This window comes from Streptomyces sp. NPDC002574, assembly GCF_042889545.1.
Lineage (GTDB): Bacteria > Actinomycetota > Actinomycetes > Streptomycetales > Streptomycetaceae > Actinacidiphila.
In genome coordinates this window covers 218,078-237,047 of record NZ_JBIARB010000006.1, presented here as the reverse complement: position 1 = coordinate 237,047, position 18,970 = coordinate 218,078, and the positions used below count along the sequence as shown (strand labels likewise).

17 protein-coding genes are annotated in these 18,970 nt (G+C 73.9%); 9 read left to right on the top strand and 8 right to left on the bottom strand.

What is annotated here, in order from left to right; all coding sequences use genetic code 11:
- Positions 1–64: 64 nt before the first annotated feature.
- Positions 65–691: a GNAT family N-acetyltransferase gene (locus ACFYXS_RS16210; RefSeq protein ID WP_389248386.1), complete on the bottom strand. Its 627-nt coding sequence runs from the start codon at positions 689–691 to the stop codon at positions 65–67.
- A gap of 100 nt (positions 692–791) precedes the next feature.
- On the opposite strand from ACFYXS_RS16210, the gene ACFYXS_RS16205 reads away from it, so the two are divergent.
- Entirely contained in the window at positions 792–1,646 is an 855-nt protein-coding gene (locus tag ACFYXS_RS16205) for an alpha/beta fold hydrolase (RefSeq protein ID WP_389248384.1), read from the top strand.
- On the opposite strand, the gene ACFYXS_RS16200 is transcribed toward ACFYXS_RS16205, so the two are convergent.
- A complete protein-coding gene (locus tag ACFYXS_RS16200) occupies positions 1,633–3,021 on the bottom strand; it encodes an NAD(P)/FAD-dependent oxidoreductase (RefSeq protein ID WP_389248382.1) in 1,389 nt (462 codons plus the stop codon). The two genes, ACFYXS_RS16205 and ACFYXS_RS16200, sit on opposite strands and share 14 nt — an antisense overlap.
- A gap of 221 nt (positions 3,022–3,242) precedes the next feature.
- On the bottom strand, positions 3,243–4,088 hold the full coding sequence (locus ACFYXS_RS16195; RefSeq protein ID WP_389248379.1) for an NmrA family transcriptional regulator: 846 nt from the start codon (positions 4,086–4,088) through the stop codon (positions 3,243–3,245).
- An 83-nt stretch (positions 4,089–4,171) separates the two neighbouring features.
- Between ACFYXS_RS16195 and ACFYXS_RS16190 the strand changes: the two genes are divergently transcribed.
- Genes ACFYXS_RS16190 through ACFYXS_RS16180 form a run of 3 tightly spaced genes read left to right on the top strand, consistent with a single transcriptional unit; the run spans position 4,172 to position 7,861 of the window.
- Positions 4,172–5,116 (top strand): AraC family transcriptional regulator, encoded by a 945-nt coding sequence (locus ACFYXS_RS16190; protein WP_389248377.1) that lies wholly within the window; start codon positions 4,172–4,174, stop codon positions 5,114–5,116.
- Positions 5,117–5,131: 15 nt separating this feature from the next.
- Positions 5,132–6,268 (top strand): site-2 protease family protein, encoded by a 1,137-nt coding sequence (locus tag ACFYXS_RS16185; protein ID WP_389248375.1) that lies wholly within the window; start codon positions 5,132–5,134, stop codon positions 6,266–6,268.
- Positions 6,269–6,325: 57 nt separating this feature from the next.
- Complete coding sequence (locus tag ACFYXS_RS16180; protein ID WP_389248373.1) at positions 6,326–7,861, top strand: ATP-dependent DNA ligase; 1,536 nt, start codon at positions 6,326–6,328, stop codon at positions 7,859–7,861.
- Between the two features lie 646 nt (positions 7,862–8,507).
- Here ACFYXS_RS16180 and ACFYXS_RS16175 read toward each other — a convergent pair.
- Together ACFYXS_RS16175 and ACFYXS_RS16170 are read right to left on the bottom strand one after the other, a co-directional pair.
- Positions 8,508–9,026, bottom strand: coding sequence for an O-acetyl-ADP-ribose deacetylase (locus ACFYXS_RS16175; protein ID WP_389248370.1), 519 nt, complete (start codon positions 9,024–9,026; stop codon positions 8,508–8,510).
- 27 nt (positions 9,027–9,053) lie between these two features.
- A complete protein-coding gene (locus tag ACFYXS_RS16170; protein WP_389248368.1) occupies positions 9,054–9,899 on the bottom strand; it encodes an NUDIX domain-containing protein in 846 nt (281 codons plus the stop codon).
- Between the two features lie 135 nt (positions 9,900–10,034).
- Here ACFYXS_RS16170 and dnaK point away from each other — a divergent pair, with 135 nt between their 5' ends.
- The gene (gene dnaK, locus ACFYXS_RS16165) at positions 10,035–11,918 is read left to right on the top strand and encodes a molecular chaperone DnaK (protein ID WP_389248366.1); all 1,884 of its coding nucleotides are present in this window, start codon (positions 10,035–10,037) and stop codon (positions 11,916–11,918) included.
- Positions 11,915–12,613: a nucleotide exchange factor GrpE gene (gene grpE / locus ACFYXS_RS16160; protein WP_389248364.1), complete on the top strand. Its 699-nt coding sequence runs from the start codon at positions 11,915–11,917 to the stop codon at positions 12,611–12,613. The genes dnaK and grpE overlap by 4 nt, the downstream gene beginning before the upstream one ends.
- A 27-nt stretch (positions 12,614–12,640) precedes the next feature.
- Here grpE and aroQ read toward each other — a convergent pair whose 3' ends face one another.
- Genes aroQ through ACFYXS_RS16145 form a run of 3 tightly spaced genes read right to left on the bottom strand, consistent with a single transcriptional unit; the run spans position 12,641 to position 15,093 of the window.
- Positions 12,641–13,102 (bottom strand): type II 3-dehydroquinate dehydratase, encoded by a 462-nt coding sequence (gene aroQ / locus ACFYXS_RS16155; RefSeq protein ID WP_389248362.1) that lies wholly within the window; start codon positions 13,100–13,102, stop codon positions 12,641–12,643.
- A 22-nt stretch (positions 13,103–13,124) separates the two neighbouring features.
- Positions 13,125–13,886 (bottom strand): pirin family protein, encoded by a 762-nt coding sequence (locus tag ACFYXS_RS16150; protein ID WP_389248360.1) that lies wholly within the window; start codon positions 13,884–13,886, stop codon positions 13,125–13,127.
- Positions 13,887–13,944: 58 nt separating this feature from the next.
- The gene (locus tag ACFYXS_RS16145) at positions 13,945–15,093 is read right to left on the bottom strand and encodes a helix-turn-helix domain-containing protein (RefSeq protein ID WP_389248358.1); all 1,149 of its coding nucleotides are present in this window, start codon (positions 15,091–15,093) and stop codon (positions 13,945–13,947) included.
- Positions 15,094–15,163: 70 nt separating this feature from the next.
- Between ACFYXS_RS16145 and ACFYXS_RS16140 the strand changes: the two genes are divergently transcribed.
- The 3 genes from ACFYXS_RS16140 to ACFYXS_RS16130 are packed head-to-tail and all read left to right on the top strand — an operon-like array spanning position 15,164 to position 18,886.
- Positions 15,164–16,921 (top strand): FAD-dependent oxidoreductase, encoded by a 1,758-nt coding sequence (locus tag ACFYXS_RS16140; protein WP_389248356.1) that lies wholly within the window; start codon positions 15,164–15,166, stop codon positions 16,919–16,921.
- 13 nt (positions 16,922–16,934) lie between these two features.
- Positions 16,935–17,810: an intradiol ring-cleavage dioxygenase gene (locus tag ACFYXS_RS16135; protein ID WP_389248354.1), complete on the top strand. Its 876-nt coding sequence runs from the start codon at positions 16,935–16,937 to the stop codon at positions 17,808–17,810.
- Positions 17,807–18,886, top strand: coding sequence for a maleylacetate reductase (locus ACFYXS_RS16130; RefSeq protein ID WP_389248352.1), 1,080 nt, complete (start codon positions 17,807–17,809; stop codon positions 18,884–18,886). Before ACFYXS_RS16135 ends, ACFYXS_RS16130 begins: the two co-directional genes overlap by 4 nt.
- Positions 18,887–18,970: the final 84 nt, after the last annotated feature.

Below are 18,970 nucleotides of genomic sequence, written 5' to 3'. Positions count from 1 at the left end.
GCCGTCGTGGACCCTACCCGCGGGGGCAAGCGCTTTCTAGACCGCCTGCGGACGTCCCGGCGCCTCAGCGCACCGGCACGTCCGTCTTCCGCCCCAGGTAGGTGAGCGGCCCGGGGTCCACGACCGGGATCACGTGGAAACCGAGGCGGTCGTAGAAGGCGCGGGCCGGCGTGTTCGCCGTGACCATGCCCAGATGGACGGCACCCGCCCCGCGCGCGGCCAGCGCCGCGAGCAGACGCGCCATCAGCTCCCTGCCGTACCCGGCCCGCTGGTACTCGGGCAGCAGGTCGATGTGCAGATGCGCCGGATAGCCGGCGAGTTCGGGGAGGAGCATCCGCTCGGGCCAGTGCAGCAGGCGCGCCATCTCCTCGTCCGGGGTCAGCGGCGCGCCCTTCGGCTCCGGGTGGCGGTCGGCGACCGCGGGCAGCCACTCGTCGCGGAAGCGCCGCACGAAGGCCGCCGTGTCGGCGACCCCGACGACGTAGCCCACGACGCGTGTCCCGTCGTCCACGACGAAGGCGAGGTCCGGCTCCAGGCGGGCGTACGGGCCGGCGAAGATGTCGGGCAGCAGGTCCTGGTCCGCGTACAGGGCGCGGGCGTCGCCGCCCTCGTGGCCGGTGCGCACGCAGACGTCGTAGAGGCCGGCCCGGTCCTCCGGGCGGTAGAGGCGGATGGCCGCGCGTGAGGTCATGCGGGCATCATGGCCCAATGGGAGCGCTCCCACAACCCCCTCGGCGCGGAGCGATAGGCTGAAGGAAGGGCCCACGGAACGCGGCCGAGGGGAGATCGCCATGGCCCCGGGCACCGAGACACCGGCCGTCACGCGCGGCCCCCACCGGCTGTACGCCGAGGTCTCCGCCGGCACGGGCACCCCCGTCGTCCTGATGCACGGCTTCCCCGACAACTGCCGTCTCTACGACCGGCTGCTGCCACTCCTCCAGGGCCGCGTCCCCGTCGTCCGCTTCGACTTCCTCGGCTGGGGACGCTCCGACAAGCCGCCCGGCCACCCCTACTGCGTCGCCGAGCAGGAGGCCGACCTCGCCGCCGTCGCCGACTCCCCGGCCACCGGACTCCGCGACCGCCGGCTGATCCTGGTGGCGCACGACGCCTCGGGACCGCCCGCGATCGACTGGGCACTCGCCCACCCCGGCCGCGTCGCCCGGCTCGTCCTCCTCAACACCTACTACCACTGGACACCCGCCCTGCGCCGGCCACCGGCGATCGCGCTCTACTCCACCCCCCTGCTGCGTTCCGCCGCCCGCGCCGTCGCCCGGCGCCGTCCGGACCTCGACCGGCGCCTGTTCGCCTGGCAGGTCGGGTCGTTCATCCGCGACCCCGTGGCGCGCGAGCTGTACGTGGCGCTGCTGTACGAGGAGTTCCCGGCCGCGCGTCCGGCCTTCTGGCGCCTGGGCGAGGAACTGCCGCGGGCGGTGCTGCGCCGCCGCCGGCGCATCCCGGAACTCCAGGACTTCCAGCCGCGGGTCCGCGTGGTCTTCGGCGCCCGGGACCGCTGGCTCAACGCGCGCGTGGCCCGCCAGTTCGCCGTCCTCTTCCCGCACAGCGAACTGCGGCTCCTCCTGCGGGCCGGCCACTACGTCCAGATCGACGAACCGGCCCTGGTGGCGGGCGCGATCACGGCCGGGTAGCCGGCAGGGGACCCAACGGCGGGCCGGCGAGGGCCGGGCGGCGCCCCAGGAACATCGTGCGCAGGGCCACGGCCGGGGCGAGCATGCGCGACGGCGGCGCGGTGAGGGCCACCACGTCCCGGAAGGCCGACCCGACGACAGGGTCGACGGCGGCGCGGGCCACGAGCCGTTCGACGTACCAGCTCTTGAACCGGTCACCGAGGCCCGCGGCGGAGGACTGCCCGGCGTCCAGGTAGGGGCTGTCGGCGCCCACGGCAATGAGCCAGGCGGCGTCCGCGGCCCGGGCGACGGCCCGCTGCGCCCGCACGGCCAGGCCCGCGCGCGGGCCGCCGTCCGCCAGGGCGTCGCGCAGGGCGAGCGCGCCGACCGCCGCGACCGTCATGCCCTGGCCGTAGACGGGGTTGAAGGAGCAGGCGGCGTCGCCGACGACGACCAGGCCCTCGGGCACACCGCCGGGTGCCTCGTAGTGGCGCCGCCGGTTGGAGGTGTCCCGGAAGCCGATCACCGGGGACAACGGTTCGGCGCCCCGCACCAGTTCGTGGAGGTAGGGGTGGGCGAGCCCGGAGGTGAACTCGGCGAAGGCGTCGTCGTCCGTGGGGACGTCGAGCCCCCCGATCCCGGACACCGTGAGGATCCAGGTGCCGTCCTCCAACGGCAGCAGCCCACCGGCGGCCGGGTTGTCCGGCCGGTACTGGACGTACACCCCGGTCTCCGGGGGCTCGGGCAGCCGCAGGACCCGCGTGGCGTACTGGAGGCCCGGGTCCACCGACTCCTGGGCGGGCGCCGCCCGTCCCAGTGCCTCCAGCCACTGCGGCGTGCGGGAGGCCCGTCCCGACGCGTCCACGACGAGGTCCGCGGCGATGTCCCGCTCCTCGCGCCCCTCGCCGCGCGACCGCACGCGGACACCGGTGACGCGGTCGGGGCCGCCCAGCAGGCCTACGGCATCGGTCGCCTCGACGACCTCCAACGCGGTGCCGGAGGCGGCGGCCAGCGCGAGGACGCGGCTGCGGACGACGTGGTCGAGCAGTGGGCGCGTGCAGGAGATCAGCGAGTGCCGGCCCTCGTCGAACCGGATCTGCCATCCGGTCGGACCGCAGGTCAGCAGGTCGCGCGGCATGTCCAGGCGCCGGGCGCCGGCCGCGGCGAGTTCCGCGCCGGTACCCGGAAGGAGCTCCTCCAGCGCCTCCTGGCCACCGGTCAGGAGGATGTGCAGGTGCCGGGCCTGCGGCACGCCCTTCCGGAAGGCCGGGCCGTCCGGGTAGCGATCGCGTTCGACGACCGTCACCTTGCGGACGTGGCCGAGCAGCGCCCGTGCGACCAGCATCCCGGCGAGGCCGCCGCCCATGACCACCGCGTCGCCCTCGCCGCCGCCCATGAGCGCTCCCGCCAGTCGTCCATCGTCGATCCGCCCAGCCTCGCGGGCCCGGCACGGTCGGTCAACTCCGGTGCGGGTGGATGGGACGGGCCCCGCACCGAATCCCCACGGATGTCCCACAGGACCGGCCGAGTCCCCGTCCGCCCCCTCCGAACCCGCCCCGCCCCAGGGCGGGTTCGAACATCGGGCCGATGACGTGGCGTCGGGGAGCCTCGGGAGCGTCAGCGACGCCAGGCGCCCGCGGCGGCGGCCTCTCGGGCGAAGTCGCCGAAGTCGCGGGGTGTGCGGCCGAGGACCCGTTCGACGTCGCCGGTGAGACGGGCGTTGCGCCCGTCGAGCAGATCGCCGAAGAGCTGGGTGAGGAAGTCGACGGCCTCGTCCGGCAGTCCGAGGGCGGCGAGGTGCGGGCCGTACTCGCGCGGCGGAACGGCGGTGTACCGGATCGGGCGGCCGATGGCGGCGCCGATCTCGGCGGCGGCGTCGGCGAAGGTCAGCAGGCGCGGGCCGGTCACGTCGTAGGTCAGGCCGGCGTGTCCGTCGCCGGTGAGCGCCGCGACGGCGATGTCGGCGATGTCCCGGGCGTCGACGAAGGGTTCGCCGACCGTTCCGGCCGGGAAGACGATCCCGCCGTCGAGGACGCCGTCGCGGAACAGTCCCTCGCTGAAGTTCTGGCAGAACCAACTGGCCCTGATCACCGTGCAGTCGGCGCCCGCGCTCCGCACCGCGTCCTCGGCGGGCAGGGCGAGGTCCTCGCCGCGGGCGGACAGCAGGGCGATGCGGCGCACGCCGCTCGCGGCGGCGAGCGAGGCGAAGGCGCCGAGCGTGGCGGCGGCCCCCGGGTCGCCGACGTCGGGGTGGTACGCCAGGTAGGCGACGGTCGCGCCGTCGAGCACGGGTGCCCAGGTGGCGCGGTCCGCCCAGTCGAAGGGCGGTTCGCCGGAGCGGGAGGCGGTGCGTACGGCGAGGCCGTGCGCGGCCAGCGCCCGGACGACATGGCGGCCGGTCTTGCCCGTGCCGCCGAGGACGAGCGCGGTGCCTGCGGGGTTCGGTGCGGGTGTCTGCGTCATGTTCCCCAGTGAATCGGTCGCCGGATGAGACGGTCCATGGCCGATCGGCTCCGTTCCATACGCGAGCGTCTACGCTGACCCGTATGGACGCACTGACGGGCCTGCTCGACGGACCCCGCGCGCGGGGCGCGTTCCTGCTGCGCATGGTCATGGAACCGCCGTGGTCGGTACGGATCGAGGACCGGGCGCCGCTGTGCGTCATGACGGTCGCGCGCGGCGGGGCGTGGATCGTGCCCGAGGACGGAGAGGCGGTGCGGCTGGGCCCCGGCGACCTCGCCGTCGCCCGCGGCCCCGCCCCGTACGCCGTCGCCGACCGGCCCTCGACCCCACCGCACGCGTGGATCCTGCCCGGCGGGGTGTGCCGTTCCGCGGACGGGCACGACCTGGCCGACGCGACGGCGCTGGGGGTCAGGACCTGGGGCAACCGGGCCGACGGGGCGGACGTCATGCTGGTCGGCACCTACCAGCTGGGCGGCGAGGTCGGCCGGCGCCTGCTGGACGCGCTGCCGCCGCTGCTGGTGCTCCCCGCCGGGGACTGGGAGAGCCCGTTGCCCGCGCTGCTGTCGGAGGAGATCGTCAAGGACGAGCCGGGGCAGGAGGCGGTACTGGACCGGCTGCTGGATCTGCTGCTGATCTCGGCGTTGCGTACGTGGTTCGCCCGGCGCGGCGCGTCGGCCCCCGCCTGGTACCGCGCCTTCGCCGACCCGGTGGTGGGCCGGGCGCTGCGTCTGCTGCAGAACAACCCGGCCCACCCCTGGACGGTGGCCGGCCTCGCCGCCGAGGCCGGTGTGTCCCGGGCGGCACTGGCCCGCCGCTTCGGCGAACTCGTCGGAGAACCCCCGATGGCCTATCTGACCGGCTGGCGTCTCACGCTCGCCGCGGACCTGCTGCGCGAGCCCGACGCCACCCTCGGCGCGGTCGCCCGCCGGGTCGGCTACGGCAGTCCCTTCGCGCTCAGCGCGGCCTTCAAGCGCGTGCGCGGGATCAGCCCGCAGGAACACCGCGGCGCCCCGGCCCGTACGGAGTGACACTGGACAGTAGCGATGAACGGCTCGATTCAGATGGGACGGGTGTACGGGGTTCCGCTGCGGATGCACTGGAGCGTCCCCGTACTCGTCGTGCTGCTCGCGTACGGGCTCGGCCACGACACCCTGCCCGCCTGGATCCCCGGGCTGTCCACCACCGTCTACACGCTGGCGGCCGCCGTGGGCGCGGTCCTGCTGATGGGGAGCCTGCTGGTTCACGAGATCGCCCACGCGGCGACGGCCCTGCGCAAGCACATCTCCGTGCAGGACGTCACCTTGTGGGCGATGGGCGGCATGACACGCATGGACCGGGCCACGTCGGCGGGCGCGGCCTTCCTGGTCGCGGTCAGCGGACCGCTGGCCAGCCTCGTCATCGGGGGCATCGCGCTCGGCGCGGGCCTCGGCGTGGCCGCGGCCGCCCACCGCTCCGTCCCCGGGGCGCTGCTGGTCTGGCTGGGCTGGGCCAACCTGCTCCTCGGGGCCTTCAACCTGCTGCCCGCGTCGCCCTTGGACGGCGGGCGCGTGCTGCAGGCCCTGCTGTGGTGGCGGACCGGTGACCGCGACCGCGCCGACCGCGCGGCCGGCCGGGGCGGGCAGGTCGTCGGCGTGCTCCTGGTCCTCGGTGGCTGGCTGGCGTTCGCCCGCGGTGTCCCCGGCGGCCTGTGGCTGGCGCTCGTCGGGCTGTTCATGGCCCTCACCGCGGGCGCCGAGCGGCAGCGCGCCGTCATCGGCGCGGCACTGCGCGGGGTGCGCCTCGGGGACGCGATGTCCTCGCCGGTCGCGACGGGTTCCGACTGGCTCGCCGTGGACCGCTTCATCGACGAGGTCGCGCTGCAGTCGCGGCACTCCGTCCTGCCGCTGCTCGACTTCGACGGGCGGCTGTCCGGTCTGGTGTCCCTGCGCCGTCTGACCTCCGTGCCGGCCGAGCGCCGCGCCGAGGTCCGGGTGCGCGACGTCGCGGTCCCGCTGTCCCAGGTGACCACCGGTTCGCCCGACGAGCTCGTCAACGACGCCCTGGACCACCTGCGGTCCGGCGCCGGAGGGGTGCGCGTGGTGGTCGTGGACGGCGGCCGCCCGGTCGGCATCGTCACCGGCGGCGACATCACCCGGCTGGTGCAGCGCCGGCAGATGGCGGGCGGCAGCCGCGCCGCGTGACCGCGCGAGCACGGCAGGACTGCTGCGCACGGGCCGCCCCTGGGCGACGATGGAGCCATGCTGCTCGCGGAGATCGCGCGTACGTCCCAGGAGATCGCGGCCACGTCCGCCCGGTCGGAGAAGGTCGCGGCGCTCGCCCGGCTGTTGAGGGCCGCGGAGCCCGACGAGGCGCCCGTGGTGATCACCTACATCGCGGGACGGCTGCCGCAACGCCGCACGGGCGTCGGCTGGAGCACCCTGCGCGAGCGCCACGAGCCGGCGGCCGAGCCGCTGCTGACCGTGGCCGCGGTCCACGCGACGCTCGACCGGATCGCGGCGGTGACGGGCAAGGGCGCCGCCGCGGAACGCAAGCGGCTGGTCGCGGAGCTCATGGGCGCGGCCACGCAGGAGGAGCAGGCCTTCCTGCTCGGGCTGATCGGCGGCGAACTCCGGCAGGGGGCCCTGGACGCGCTCGCCGTGGAAGGGCTCGCGGTCGCGGCGGGCGCGCCCCCTGAGGACGTACGGCGCGCGGTGATGCTCGGCGGCTCGCTCGGCACGGTCGCGCACGCGCTGCTGGCGGACGGCCCCGAAGCCCTCGCCGCGTTCCGGCTGGAGGTCGGCCGCCCGGTGCAGCCGATGCTCGCGCAGACCGCCAAGGACGTGGACGAGGCACTGGACCGCCTCGGCCCCTGCGCGCTGGAGGAGAAGCTCGACGGCATCCGCGTCCAGGTGCACCGCGCCGGGCCCGTCGTCCACGTCTACACCCGCACCCTCGACGAGATCACCGACCGGCTGCCCGAAGTCGTCGCCGCCGCCATGGAGTTGGCGGTGGAGGAAGCCGTGCTCGACGGCGAGGTCATCTCCTTCGGCGACGACGGCCGCCCGCGCCCCTTCCAGGAGACCTCCTCCCGCGTCGGCTCACGCCTCGACGTCGCGACCGCCCAGGTGGCCCTGCCGGTGGCACCGGTCTTCTTCGACCTGCTGTCGGTCGACGGCCGCGACCTGCTCGACCTGACCACCGCGGAACGCCATGCCGAACTGGCCCGCATCGCGCCCGAGCCGCGCCGCGTCAAACGCCTGGTCGCCACCGACCCGGCCGACCCCGCCACACGCGAGGCGGCACGGGAGTTCGCCGCGCGGGTCCTGGAACGCGGCCACGAGGGCCTCGTCGCCAAAGCCCTCGACGCCCCCTACAGCGCGGGACGGCGCGGCGCCGCCTGGCTCAAGGTGAAACCGGTGCACACGCTGGATCTGGTGGTCCTCGCCGCCGAATGGGGCCACGGCCGCCGCACCGGCAAACTCTCCAACCTCCACCTCGGGGCCCGCCGGCCCGACGGCACGTTCGCGATGCTCGGCAAGACGTTCAAGGGCCTCACCGACGCGATGCTCGCCTGGCAGACCGAACGCCTCCAGGCACTCGCCGTCAGCGACGACGGCTGGGTCGTCCGGGTCCGCCCCGAACTCGTCGTCGAGATCGCCTTCGACGGGCTCCAGCGGTCCTCCCGCTACCCGGCCGGGGTCACGCTGCGGTTCGCGCGGGTCCTGCGCTTCCGGGAGGACAAGGCGGCGGCCGACGCGGACACGGTGGACGCGGTGCTGGCCCTCCGCGCGTAACGCGGCGCTGGCCGTCCGGGTAGGTTTTTCCCCTCCCGCCCTCCCTCCCCCAACCTTCGGCCGGGGGTGCCCCCAGCCCCGTGAAGTCAGTGACCCCGGCGCCCGTTTCAAGGTGGGGCGGGTTCGGGGCCTCCGGGGCTGCACGTCCTGGACTGGCATATTTACGCGCCTTTCCAGCACCTGCTCATCCCATCCCGACCCGGATACCGCGCACAAATATGCCGCACCGTCCAGAACATCCACCCCTACGACCCCGCCCCCTCCGTTGTTTGTCGCGCCTGATCCCCGGTGGGGTGTGGTTGGCGGTGACGGCTGGGCACCTGGACCGCGCCGCGCCAACGAATGGCCCGAGCACGGTGCCGTCTCTACCCCCCTCCGGGGATCAGGCGCATGACGAGACCGAGGGGGCGGGGGTGTAGGGGTGGGCGTTCTGGACTGTGGAGCATATTTGGGTGCATGACCCGGGGTGATCAAGAGAGAGCGCCTGAGGCACCTAAATGTGCTGTCCAGAATGGCCAGCCCCGGAGGCCCCGAACCCGGCACCCCACGAAACGCGCGCCGGGGCGCCCTGACTTCACAGGGCTGGGGGCACCCCCGGCCGAAGGTTGGGGGAGGGCGGGCGGGCGGGAAAAGAGCGCGCCCAGGGTCAGCCCGCCGCCAGCCCCGCCTCGAACACCCCGTACGCCCGGTCGTCGAAAAGCACGAACCGCACCTCCTCCACCCGCCCCGCCACCGCGTCCCGCACCGTGCGCAGCGCGATCCGCGCCCCGTCGTCGAGCGGCCACCCGTACACCCCGGTGGAGACGGCGGGGAACGCCACCGTGCGGGCGCCCAGTTCGTCCGCGACGCGCAGGGACTCCCGGTAGCAGGAGGCCAGCTGCTCCGAGCGGTCCTGCTCGGCGGACCACACCGGGCCGACGGTGTGGATCACCCAGCGGGCGGGCAGCCGCCCCGCGGTCGTGGCGACGGCCTGCCCGGTGGCGAGTCCGCGCCCGTAGCGGGATGCGCGCAGCGCGCGGCACTCCTCAAGGATCTCGGGCCCGCCGCGGCGGTGGATCGCGCCGTCGACGCCGCCGCCTCCCAGGAGCGAGGAGTTGGCGGCGTTGACGACGGCGTCGACGGCCTGCTCGGTGATGTCTCCCTGGACCAGGATGATGCGTGCCATGCGGGTGATCCTCCCACCCAGCGCGGATCACCAGTCGCAGGGCACCCGCAGGTCCAGCAGCGAGTCGCAGAACTCGGCGGGCCGCCGCGGCCAGCCCACGCTGTGCCAGTGGGCGATGCGCCAGCCCAGCCGCTTGGGCCACAGGGGCAGGTGCCGCAGGTCCGCCACGGGCACCCAGACCGGGGCGGCGCCCTTCTCCAGGTCGAGGGAGGAGCGCGGGCCGATCGTGCCACTGGCCTCGACGAGGAAGTAGTGGCCGGGGTGCGAGCCGCGGTGGACCCGGTTCACCCGGGCGATCTCGCGGCCGACGGTGCCGGTGAGCCCGGTCTCCTCGGCGAGCTCGCGCACCACCGCGGCCTCGGGGGTCTCCCCGGGCTCGACACCGCCGCCGGGGATCTCGTAGACGTCGCCGCGGCGGTGCCGGTAGCGGATCAGCAGCATGTGCCCGTCGCGGATGATCACCGCCCCGGCGCGGGTCCGCTTCGGCGGCCGGCCGAGGGGTTCCTCCACGACGAGGCGGCCGCGCCACCAGGGCGGCCCGTCCCAGGAGCGCAGGATGGCCTCCCACGCGGTCCACGGCGCGAGGGGAAGGTGCAGGGCCTCGTCCCGGGCGAGCAGCCGGGGCGGGGCGGAGGCCGGGGCGAGCGGGGCCGCGGCCCGGAAGTACAGCTCGGTGCCCGCGGTCGCGCGCACTTCCAGGCAGGGCGAGGCGTCGATCCGGGCGTCGACGCCGAGGGCGGTGCGGGCCGCCTCGCGGGCCGTCGCCGTGGGGTCGCCGCGCGGCGGGACGGGGGCCCGGGGCAGGGTCAAGTCGTCGTGTACGGCGAGGTGTTGGTCGTGGAAGAGGATCACTCCTGCGTGCAGTGAGGACATCTGGCCGACGCTAGCAGCGCCCGCCGTCGCGGGCGTCGCGAATATTCCGGATCGGGGGCGGCCCCGCCCGTCCGCCCCTGCCGTCTGGTGATCGGCCCCCGGGCGTCGCACCCTGGAGGGAAGGAGGCGACTGACATGACACGTCCGGTCGGTATTGACCTCGGCACCACCAATTCGGTGGTCTGCGCGCTGGAGGGCGGTGAGCCCACCGTCATCACCAACACCGAGGGAGCGCGGACCACGCCCTCGGTGGTGGCCTTCGGCAAGGGCGGCGAGGTCCTCGTGGGCGAGATCGCCAAGCGCCAGGCCGTGACCAATGTCGAGCGCACGGCGCGCTCGGCCAAGCGGCACATGGGGGATTCCGGCTGGCGGTTCCCCGACTCCGGCACGATCGACGGCAAGCGCTTCACCGCCCAGGAGATCTCGGCCCGGGTGCTGCAGAAGCTGAAGCGGGACGCGGAGTCCTATCTCGGCGAGGACGTGACGGACGCGGTGATCACGGTCCCCGCGTACTTCGACGACGTGCAGCGCACCGCGACCAAGGAGGCCGGCGAGATCGCCGGGCTCAACGTCCTGCGCATCATCAACGAGCCCACCGCGGCGGCCCTGGCCTACGGCCTGGACAAGGAGAACGACCAGACGATCCTCGTCTTCGACCTCGGCGGCGGCACCTTCGACGTGTCCCTGCTCGACATCGGCGAGGGCGTGGTGGAGGTGAAGGCCACCAACGGCGACACGCAACTGGGCGGCGACGACTGGGACCAGCGCATCGTGGACCATCTCGTCGAGCGCTTCAAGAACGGTTACGGGCTTGACCTGTCCCAGGACAAGATGGCGCTGCAGCGGCTGCGCGAGGCCGCCGAGCGGGCCAAGATCGAACTGTCGTCGTCGACCGAGACGACCGTCAACCTCCCCTACATCACCGCGTCCGCCGAGGGCCCGCTGCACCTGGACGAGAAGCTCACCCGCGCCCAGTTCCAGCAGCTGACCGCCGACCTGCTGGAGCGCTGCAAGTCGCCCTTCCACCAGGCGGTCGAGGACGCCCGGATCGACGTCTCCGACGTGGACCACGTGATCCTGGTCGGCGGCTCCACCCGCATGCCGGCGGTGACGGACCTGGTCAAGTCACTGACGGGCAAGGATCCGCACAAGGGCGTGAACCCGGACGAGGTCGTGGCCATCGGCGCCAGCCTCCAGGCCGGTGTGCTCAAGGGCGAGGTCAAGGACGTGCTGCTGCTCGACGTCACCCCGCTGTCCCTGGGCATCGAGACCAAGGGCGGGATCATGACCAAGCTGATCGAGCGCAACACGACCATTCCGACCAAGCGCTCGGAGATCTTCACCACGGCCGAGGACAACCAGCCGTCTGTGCAGATCCAGGTGTTCCAGGGTGAGCGCGAGATCGCGGCGTACAACAAGAAGCTCGGCGTGTTCGAGCTGACCGGACTGCCCCCGGCGCCGCGCGGGGTGCCGCAGGTCGAGGTCTCCTTCGACATCGACGCCAATGGCATCATGCACGTGGCGGCGAAGGACCTGGGTACCGGTACGACGCAGAAGATGACCGTCACCGGCGGCTCGGGGCTGCCGAAGACCGACATCGACCGCATGATGCGCGAGGCCGAGCAGTACGCGGAGGAGGACCACCGGCGCCGCGAGTCCGCCGAGACCCGCAACACCGCGGAGGGCCTGGTCTACTCGACCGAGAAGCTGCTGCGCGACAACCCCGACAAGGTCCCGGCCGATCTGCGGACCGAGACGGAGGCGGCGGTCGCGGACCTGAAGGAGAAGCTGGCGGCCGAGGGCGACGACACCGCGGCCATCCGCACCTCCACGGAGCGGCTGAGCGCGACGGCGCAGAAGATCGGCACGGCGATGTACGCCCGGGCCCAGGCGGAGTCGTCCGCCGCGGGGGCCGGCCAGGGGGCCGGACCACCGCCGTCCGACGCGGACGACGGCAACGACGACGTGGTGGACGCCGAGATCGTCGACGACGACAAGCGGGAGGGGGGCACGGCATGAAGGGCGCCGCCCCGCCCGAGGGGGCCGGTGAGCTGCGGGCCCGTCTGGCCGAGCGCACGGCGGACCTCAAGCGGCTGAAGGCGGAGTACGACAACTACCGCAAGCGCGTGCACCGGGACCGGCTGGCGGTGCGCGAGATCGCCGTCGCCAATGTGCTGCGCGGCCTGCTCCCGGTGCTGGACGCGGTGGACCGCGCCAGGGAAGTGGGCGAGGTGACGCAGGGCTTCGGCGCGGTCGTGGACGTGCTGGAGACCCGGCTCGGCGAGCTGGGCCTGCGGTCCTTCGGCACGCCGGGCGACCCCTTCGACCCGGTCCGGCACGAGGCCGTGGGCACTGCCGGAGGGGCGGAGTCCGAGGGACCGGTGTGCGCCGAGGTCGTACGGCCCGGCTACCGGGTCGGCGGGCATCTGCTGCGCCCGGCCGAGGTCGTGGTGGCCAGACCTGCGCCGCGGCGGGCGCGGGTGCACCCTGGAGGCATGGAGACGACCCACAAGGTGGACGTTGCCCCGCTCGCGGAGGACCACCGCTACCGGCGGGTGCACCTGCGCGGCGTCGGCTGGCAGGAGTGCGAGCGCGAGGAGTTCGAGTTGCGGGTGCGCGACGTGTTCCCCGACATCGACGTGTCCGATCCCCAGCAGGTGCACTGGGCCGACCATCCCGGCGAGTGGCCCGACTGGCGGCCGGGCGAGGCCTGAGACGGTACGAGCGCCGCGGGCGGCGGCTCAGGCCGCCGCGAGCAGCGCCACGACGCGTTCCACGGCGAAGGAGTAGCCCTGGACGCCGCAGCCGGCGACGACCCCGTCGGCGCGCAGGGAGACGTAGCTGTGGTGCCGGAAGCTCTCGCGCCGGTGGATGTTGGAGATGTGGACCTCCACGACCGGCATCCCGTCGCAGGCGTTCAGCGCGTCGAGGAGCGCGATCGAGGTGTGCGAGTAGGCGCCCGGGTTGATGACGATGCCGCAGTGCTCTTCGCGCGCCTCGTGGATCCAGTCGACGAGCTGTCCCTCGTGGTTGCTCTGGCGGCAGTCGACGGTGCCGCCGCGCCGCCGCGCGGTCGTCGCGCAGAGCGCCTCGACGTCGGCGAGGCTCTCCGGGCCGTAGATCTCCGGCTGCCGCTGTCCGAGCAGGTTGAGGTTGGGACCGTTGAGGACCATGATCGGCGCGTTGGCGAGAGTGCGGGTCATGGCCCTCAGGTCTACCACGTGATCACCCGAAGGTGACGTCGGCGTCCATCTCCCACACCAGGACCTCAGCGCCCTGCGCCCCGGCGGTCAGCCGCTGGCCCTCGGACCCGGTGACGCGCACGGCGTCGCCCTTCGACAGCAGTCCCGCGCCTTCCAGCGCGACCTCGCCCTTGGCGACGTACACGTGGGCGAAGGGTGCGGTCGGCAGCGCGAGGGTCTGGTCCGCGGTCATGCGGGAGGCCCGCAGGGCGGCGTGCTTCTGGGCGATGGAGATGGCCCGCTCGTCGCGGTCGCGCTCCATGCCTGAGGCGACGGTGACCCAGCCGCCGCGGGCGAGCTCGTCGTTGATGTCCAGCTGCTCGTAGCCGGGCTTGATGCCCTGCTCGTCGGGGAAGACCCACATCTGCACGAAGTGGACGGGGTCCTTGTGCTCGGGGCCGCCGGTGAGCTTCCACGAGTCGTTCTTCTCGCTGTGCAGGATGCCGGAGCCGGCGCTCATGCGCTGGGCGAGGCCCGGGTAGATCACACCGTTGTGGCCCTCGGAGTCCTGGTGGACGAGGCCCCCGTCGAGCACCCAGGTGACGATCTCCATGTCGCGGTGCGGGTGGGTGTCGAAGCCGGTGCCGGGCGCGACGACGTCGTCGTTGGAGACCAGCAGCAGGCCGAAGTGGGTGTTCTTGGGGTCGTAGTGGCGGCTGAAGGAGAAGCAGTGGTGCGAGTCGAGCCATCCCGCACGGGTGTGGAACCGCTGTCCTGCGCGGCGGACATCCAGCTGGGTGGTCATGGGGGTCTCCTCCTGCGGGGGTTGTGCCTACGGCCAAGGTAACATGTTGAAATCTAAACTATATTCCCTGAATGCCGTAGCTCCGCAGCTTGCGGTAGACGGTCGCGCGGGCGATGCCCAGCGCCTGCGCCGCCCGCGCCTTGTTGCCCCCGTGGGTGCGCAGCGCCTCCAGGATCGCGTCCCGCTCGGCCCGCTCCAGACTGCCCAGCCGCCGTCCGCCTGCGGCGCCGCGCACGGCGTCCGGGAGCTCGTCGGGGCGGACCGGGGCGGCCAGCCGGCGCCGGTCGGCCAGCTCGCGCACGATCAGCCCCAGCTCCGCGACGTTGCCCGGCCAGGTGTGCCGCTCCAGGACCCGCTTGGCCTCGACGGTCCAGGTCAGCGGCGGGAACCCGGGTGCGGGGCGCGGGCTGAGCGCGGCCAGCAGGCCCGGCACGTCCTCGGGGCGCTCCCGCAGCGGCGGCAGCGTCACGGAGCGCGCCGCCAGCCGTCCGAGCAGACGGTCCACGCACGGACCGCCCACCGGCTCGCCCGGGGTGGACGTGGCGGTCAGGGGCATACGGGGGTACCGGTCCAGCAGCGACACCAGCAGCGCGGCGGCGCCCGCGTCCAGCGCCTCCAGGTGCCGGACGAACACCGGCACCGGCGCGTACAGGGCGGACAGCCGCTCCACCCACGCGTGCGCGGCCGCCGCGGTGGCCTGCGCAGCGTCCAGCTCCACCGCGTCCGGGCGCACGGCGCGGGCCACGGCGGCCTTGCCGGTGCCCGGCTCGCCCGCGATCAGCAAGGTGCCGGGCGTACGTCCCAGGTCCACCGCGCGCGCCACCGCTGAGCGCCAGGACCGCGACGCGCCGGAGAGCCCCGGCAGCCGCGGGTCCGGCACGGCGGAGTGGGGGGCGCCCGCGTCGCCGGTGGGCGTGAGGATCGCCACGGCGCCGATGACCTCGCCCGCGTCCTGCACGGCACGCAGCCGGGCGGTCCAGCCGCCGCCCGGCAGAGGCAGTTCGCAGCCTTCCGCACGGCCGTCCCGCACCATGCCACCGGCCCGTCGTTCCAGCAGGTCAAGGGCTTCTTCCGAGAGCCGCCGGGCGGCCTCGGCGCTCACCAGGCGCGACCTGCCGTCGGCGGCCACTACCGCACGGGCCTCCGGCCGCTCGCGCAGATAGGCACCGAGCAGCAGTGCCTCGTGCGGTGTATCGGATTGAGACACGCCGGGAACCTCCCGCTGGTTAACCATTCGGTTCGTTGCCATTTCAATTATCCGTCAGGGAGCCGCTTTGATGGACACCGTCGAAACCGATGTGCTGATCGTGGGGAGCGGGCCCGCAGGGGCGACCGCCGCGCTCGCCCTGAGCAGCTACGGAATCCCCAACGTCGTCGTGACCCGGTACGACCGCCTGTCGGCGACTCCCCGGGCGCACATCACCAACCAGCGCACCATGGAGGTCCTGCGGGATCTGGGCGTCGAACAGGAGGTGATCGCCAAGGCCACACCCCAGCCCCTGATGGACAACACGGTCTTCTGCACCAGCCTCGCAGGCGAGGAACTGGGCCGCCTGCGCTCCTGGGGCAACGACCCGCTGGTCCAGGCCGCGCACGAGCTCGCGAGCCCGACCCGCATGTGCGACATGCCGCAGCACCTCATGGAACCGGTGCTCGTCGACGCCGCCGTCGCACGCGGGACGAAGCTGCGCTACGGCACCGTCTACAAGTCCTTCGTGCAGGACGCGGACGGCGTGACCGTGACCGTCGAGGACACCCTGCGCGGCGGCGAGTACGCCATCCGCGCCAAGTACCTCATCGGCGCCGACGGCGGCCGCAGCCAGGTCGCCGAGGACGCGGGCCTGCCGATGGGCGGCAAGATGGGGGTGGCGGGCAGCATCAACATCCTCTTCGACGCCGACCTGTCCCGCTGGACCGCCCACCGGCCCGGCACCCTCTTCTGGGTGCTGACCCCCGGGGCCACGGTCGGCGGCATCGGCGCGGGCCTGGTGCGCAACGTCACGCCGTGGAACGAGTGGCTGATCGTGTGGGGCTACGACGTCGAGGCCGCGCCGCCGGACCTCACCGAGGAGTACGCCCTGTCGGTGGTCCGCCAGCTGATCGGCGACGACGAGGTGCCGGTGACCATCCGCTCCAGCTCGTCCTGGACGGTCAACGAGATGTACGCCGAGACGTACGCGAACGGCCGGGTCTTCTGCGCGGGCGACGCCACCCACCGGCACCCGCCGTCCAACGGGCTGGGCTCCAACACCTCCATCCAGGACTCCTACAACCTGGCGTGGAAGCTGAAGCTGGTGCTCGACGGCACCGCGGCGCCCTCGCTGCTCGACAGCTACACCGCCGAGCGCGCCCCCGTCGGCAAGCAGATCGTCACCCGCGCCAACAAGTCCATCGGGGAGACCGCCCCGGTCTTCGAGGCGCTGGACCTGCTCGCACCGCAGAGCCCGGAGCAGCTCGTCGCCAACATGGCCTCCCGCAAGGACGCCACGCCCGCAGGCGAGAAGCGCCGGCAGCGGCTGCGCGAGGCGATCGACTTCAAGCGGTACGAGTTCAACGCCCACGGCGTCGAGCTCAACCAGCGCTACTCCTCGGCGGCGGTCGTCCCCGACGGCAGCCCCGACCCCGGTTTCGACCGGGACCCCGAGCTCCACCACCAGCCCAGCAGCCGCCCCGGCGCGAAGCTGCCGCACGCCTGGCTGACCGCGGGCACCCGCACCCTGTCCACCCTGGACCTGGGCGGCGGCGGGCGCTTCACCCTGCTCACGGGCATCGGCGGCGACACCTGGCTGGCGGCCGCGCGCAGCGTCGGCGCGGAGCTGGGACTCGACATCGCGACCGCCGTGATCGGCCCCGGGCAGGACTACGAGGACCCCTACGGCGACTGGGCGCGGCTGCGCGAGACCGGCGACACCGGCGTGCTGCTGGTCCGCCCCGACCTGTACGTCGCCTTCCGGCAGGCGGGCGGGGCGGCCGACGAGGCCGAGGCGCGCGGCGTGCTCGGCGCGGCGCTGCGGCGCATTCTGGGACGGGACTGACAAGGAGCCATTGATGGACTTCACCGAAGAGAGCGCGACCGCGGCGGTCGTGGAGAGCTTCGCCGGTACGCCCGATCCGCGGCTGCGCGAGATCCTGGGCAGCCTGACGCGCCATCTGCACGACTTCATCCGCGAGGTCGAGCCCACCATGGAGGAATGGGAGTGGGGCGTCGACTTCCTGACCCGCACGGGCCAGAAGTGCGACGACAAGCGGCAGGAGTTCATCCTGCTCTCGGACGTCCTCGGTGTGTCGATGCTCGTGGAGACGATCAACCAGCGCAAGGCCGCGCGGGCGGCCGGTGAGACGGTCACCGAGTCCACCGTGCTCGGCCCGTTCCACATGGTCGACTCCCCCGAGCGCGCCCTCGGCGACTCGATCGACATGGTGGGCACCGGGCAGCCGTGCGTGGTCACCGGGCGGGTGCTGTCCGTGGACGGCACCCCCCTGGCCGGCGCGATGGTGGACGTGTGGCAGGCCGACGAACACGGCTTCTACGACGTCCAGCAGCCGGGGGCGCAGCCGCAGGGCAACGGGCGCGGTCTGTTCACCACCGACGAGGAGGGGCGCTTCCGGTTCCGCACGGTCGTCCCGGCGCACTACCCGATCCCCACGGACGGCCCGGTCGGCGACCTGCTCGGCGCGACCGGGCGGCATCCGTACCGCCCGGCGCACATCCACTTCATCGCGGGGCACACCGGCTTCCAGCCGGTGACCACGCACATCTTCGTCGAGGACAGCCCGTACCTGGACTCGGACGCGGTGTTCGCGGTCAAGAAGAGCCTGGTGCAGGCCTTCACCGAGGTCGACGACGCCGGGCTCGCGGCGGAGTACGGGGTGCCGGCCCCGTTCCGGCTGGCCGACTTCGACATCGTGCTGCGGGCGTCATGAGCCCCGGCAGGCTGGACTTCGTCCACGAGTCGCTGCCCATGCGGGTGGTCTTCCGCGCCGGGTCCGCCACCACCGCCGTCGCCGGCGAGGCGGACCGGCTCGGGCTGGGCCGCGTGCTGGTGGTGTCCGGGCGGCACGGCCTGGCCACCGCGCGGGCCGTCGCCGACTCGCTCGGCGCGGCCTGCGCGGGCGTCCACCCGGGCGCGGTGATGCACGTGCCGGTCAAGGTCGCCGACGAGGCGGTCGAGGCGGCCCGGGACGTCGACGCGGACGGCCTGGTCGCGGTCGGCGGCGGCTCGGCGGTCGGCCTCGGCAAGGCGGTCGCGCTGCGCACCGGCCTGCCGCTGATCGCCGTGCCGACGACGTACTCCGGTTCGGAGATGACCTCCGTGTGGGGGCTGACCGAGGACGGCGCCAAGCGCACCGGCCGCGACCCGCGCGTCCTGCCGCGCAGTGTCGTCTACGACCCGGAACTGACCGTGTCGATGCCGCCCGCGCTGTCCGCCACCAGCGGCGTCAACGCGATGGCCCACGCCGTCGAGGCGCTGTACGCGCCCGACGCCACTCCCATCGTCTCGCTGATGGCCGAGGAGGGCGTACGGGCCCTGGCCGGCGCGCTCCCCCGCGTCGTCGCCGACCCGGCCGCGCCCGACGCCCGCGCCGACGCCCTGTACGGGGCGTGGCTGTGCGGGGCGTGCCTGGGCGCCACCACGATGGGCCTGCACCACAAGCTGGCCCACGTGCTCGGCGGCACCTTCGGGCTCCCGCACTCCGAGACCCACACGGTGCTGCTGCCGTACGTCCTGGCCTTCAACGCCCCCGCCGCCCCGGCCACTTCGGCGGCACTCCGGCGCGCCCTGGCCACCGACGACCCGGCCGCCGCACTGCACGACCTCGGCGGCCGCCTCGGCGCCCCCCGCTCCCTGGCCGATCTCGGCCTCACCCGGGCGGACATCAACCGCGCCGCGGAGATCGCCGCCGCCGCGCCGTACGCCAACCCCCGCCCCGCCCTCGCGGACGACGTCCGCGCCGTCCTCACCGCCGCCTACGAGGGAGCCCCACCCCCCGCCCTGTGACCACCCCCTCCCCTCCCCGGCGGCCCCCGCGACATCCCGCGGGGGCCGCCGCGCGCCGCCCGACCGGCCGGCACCGGTCGAGCG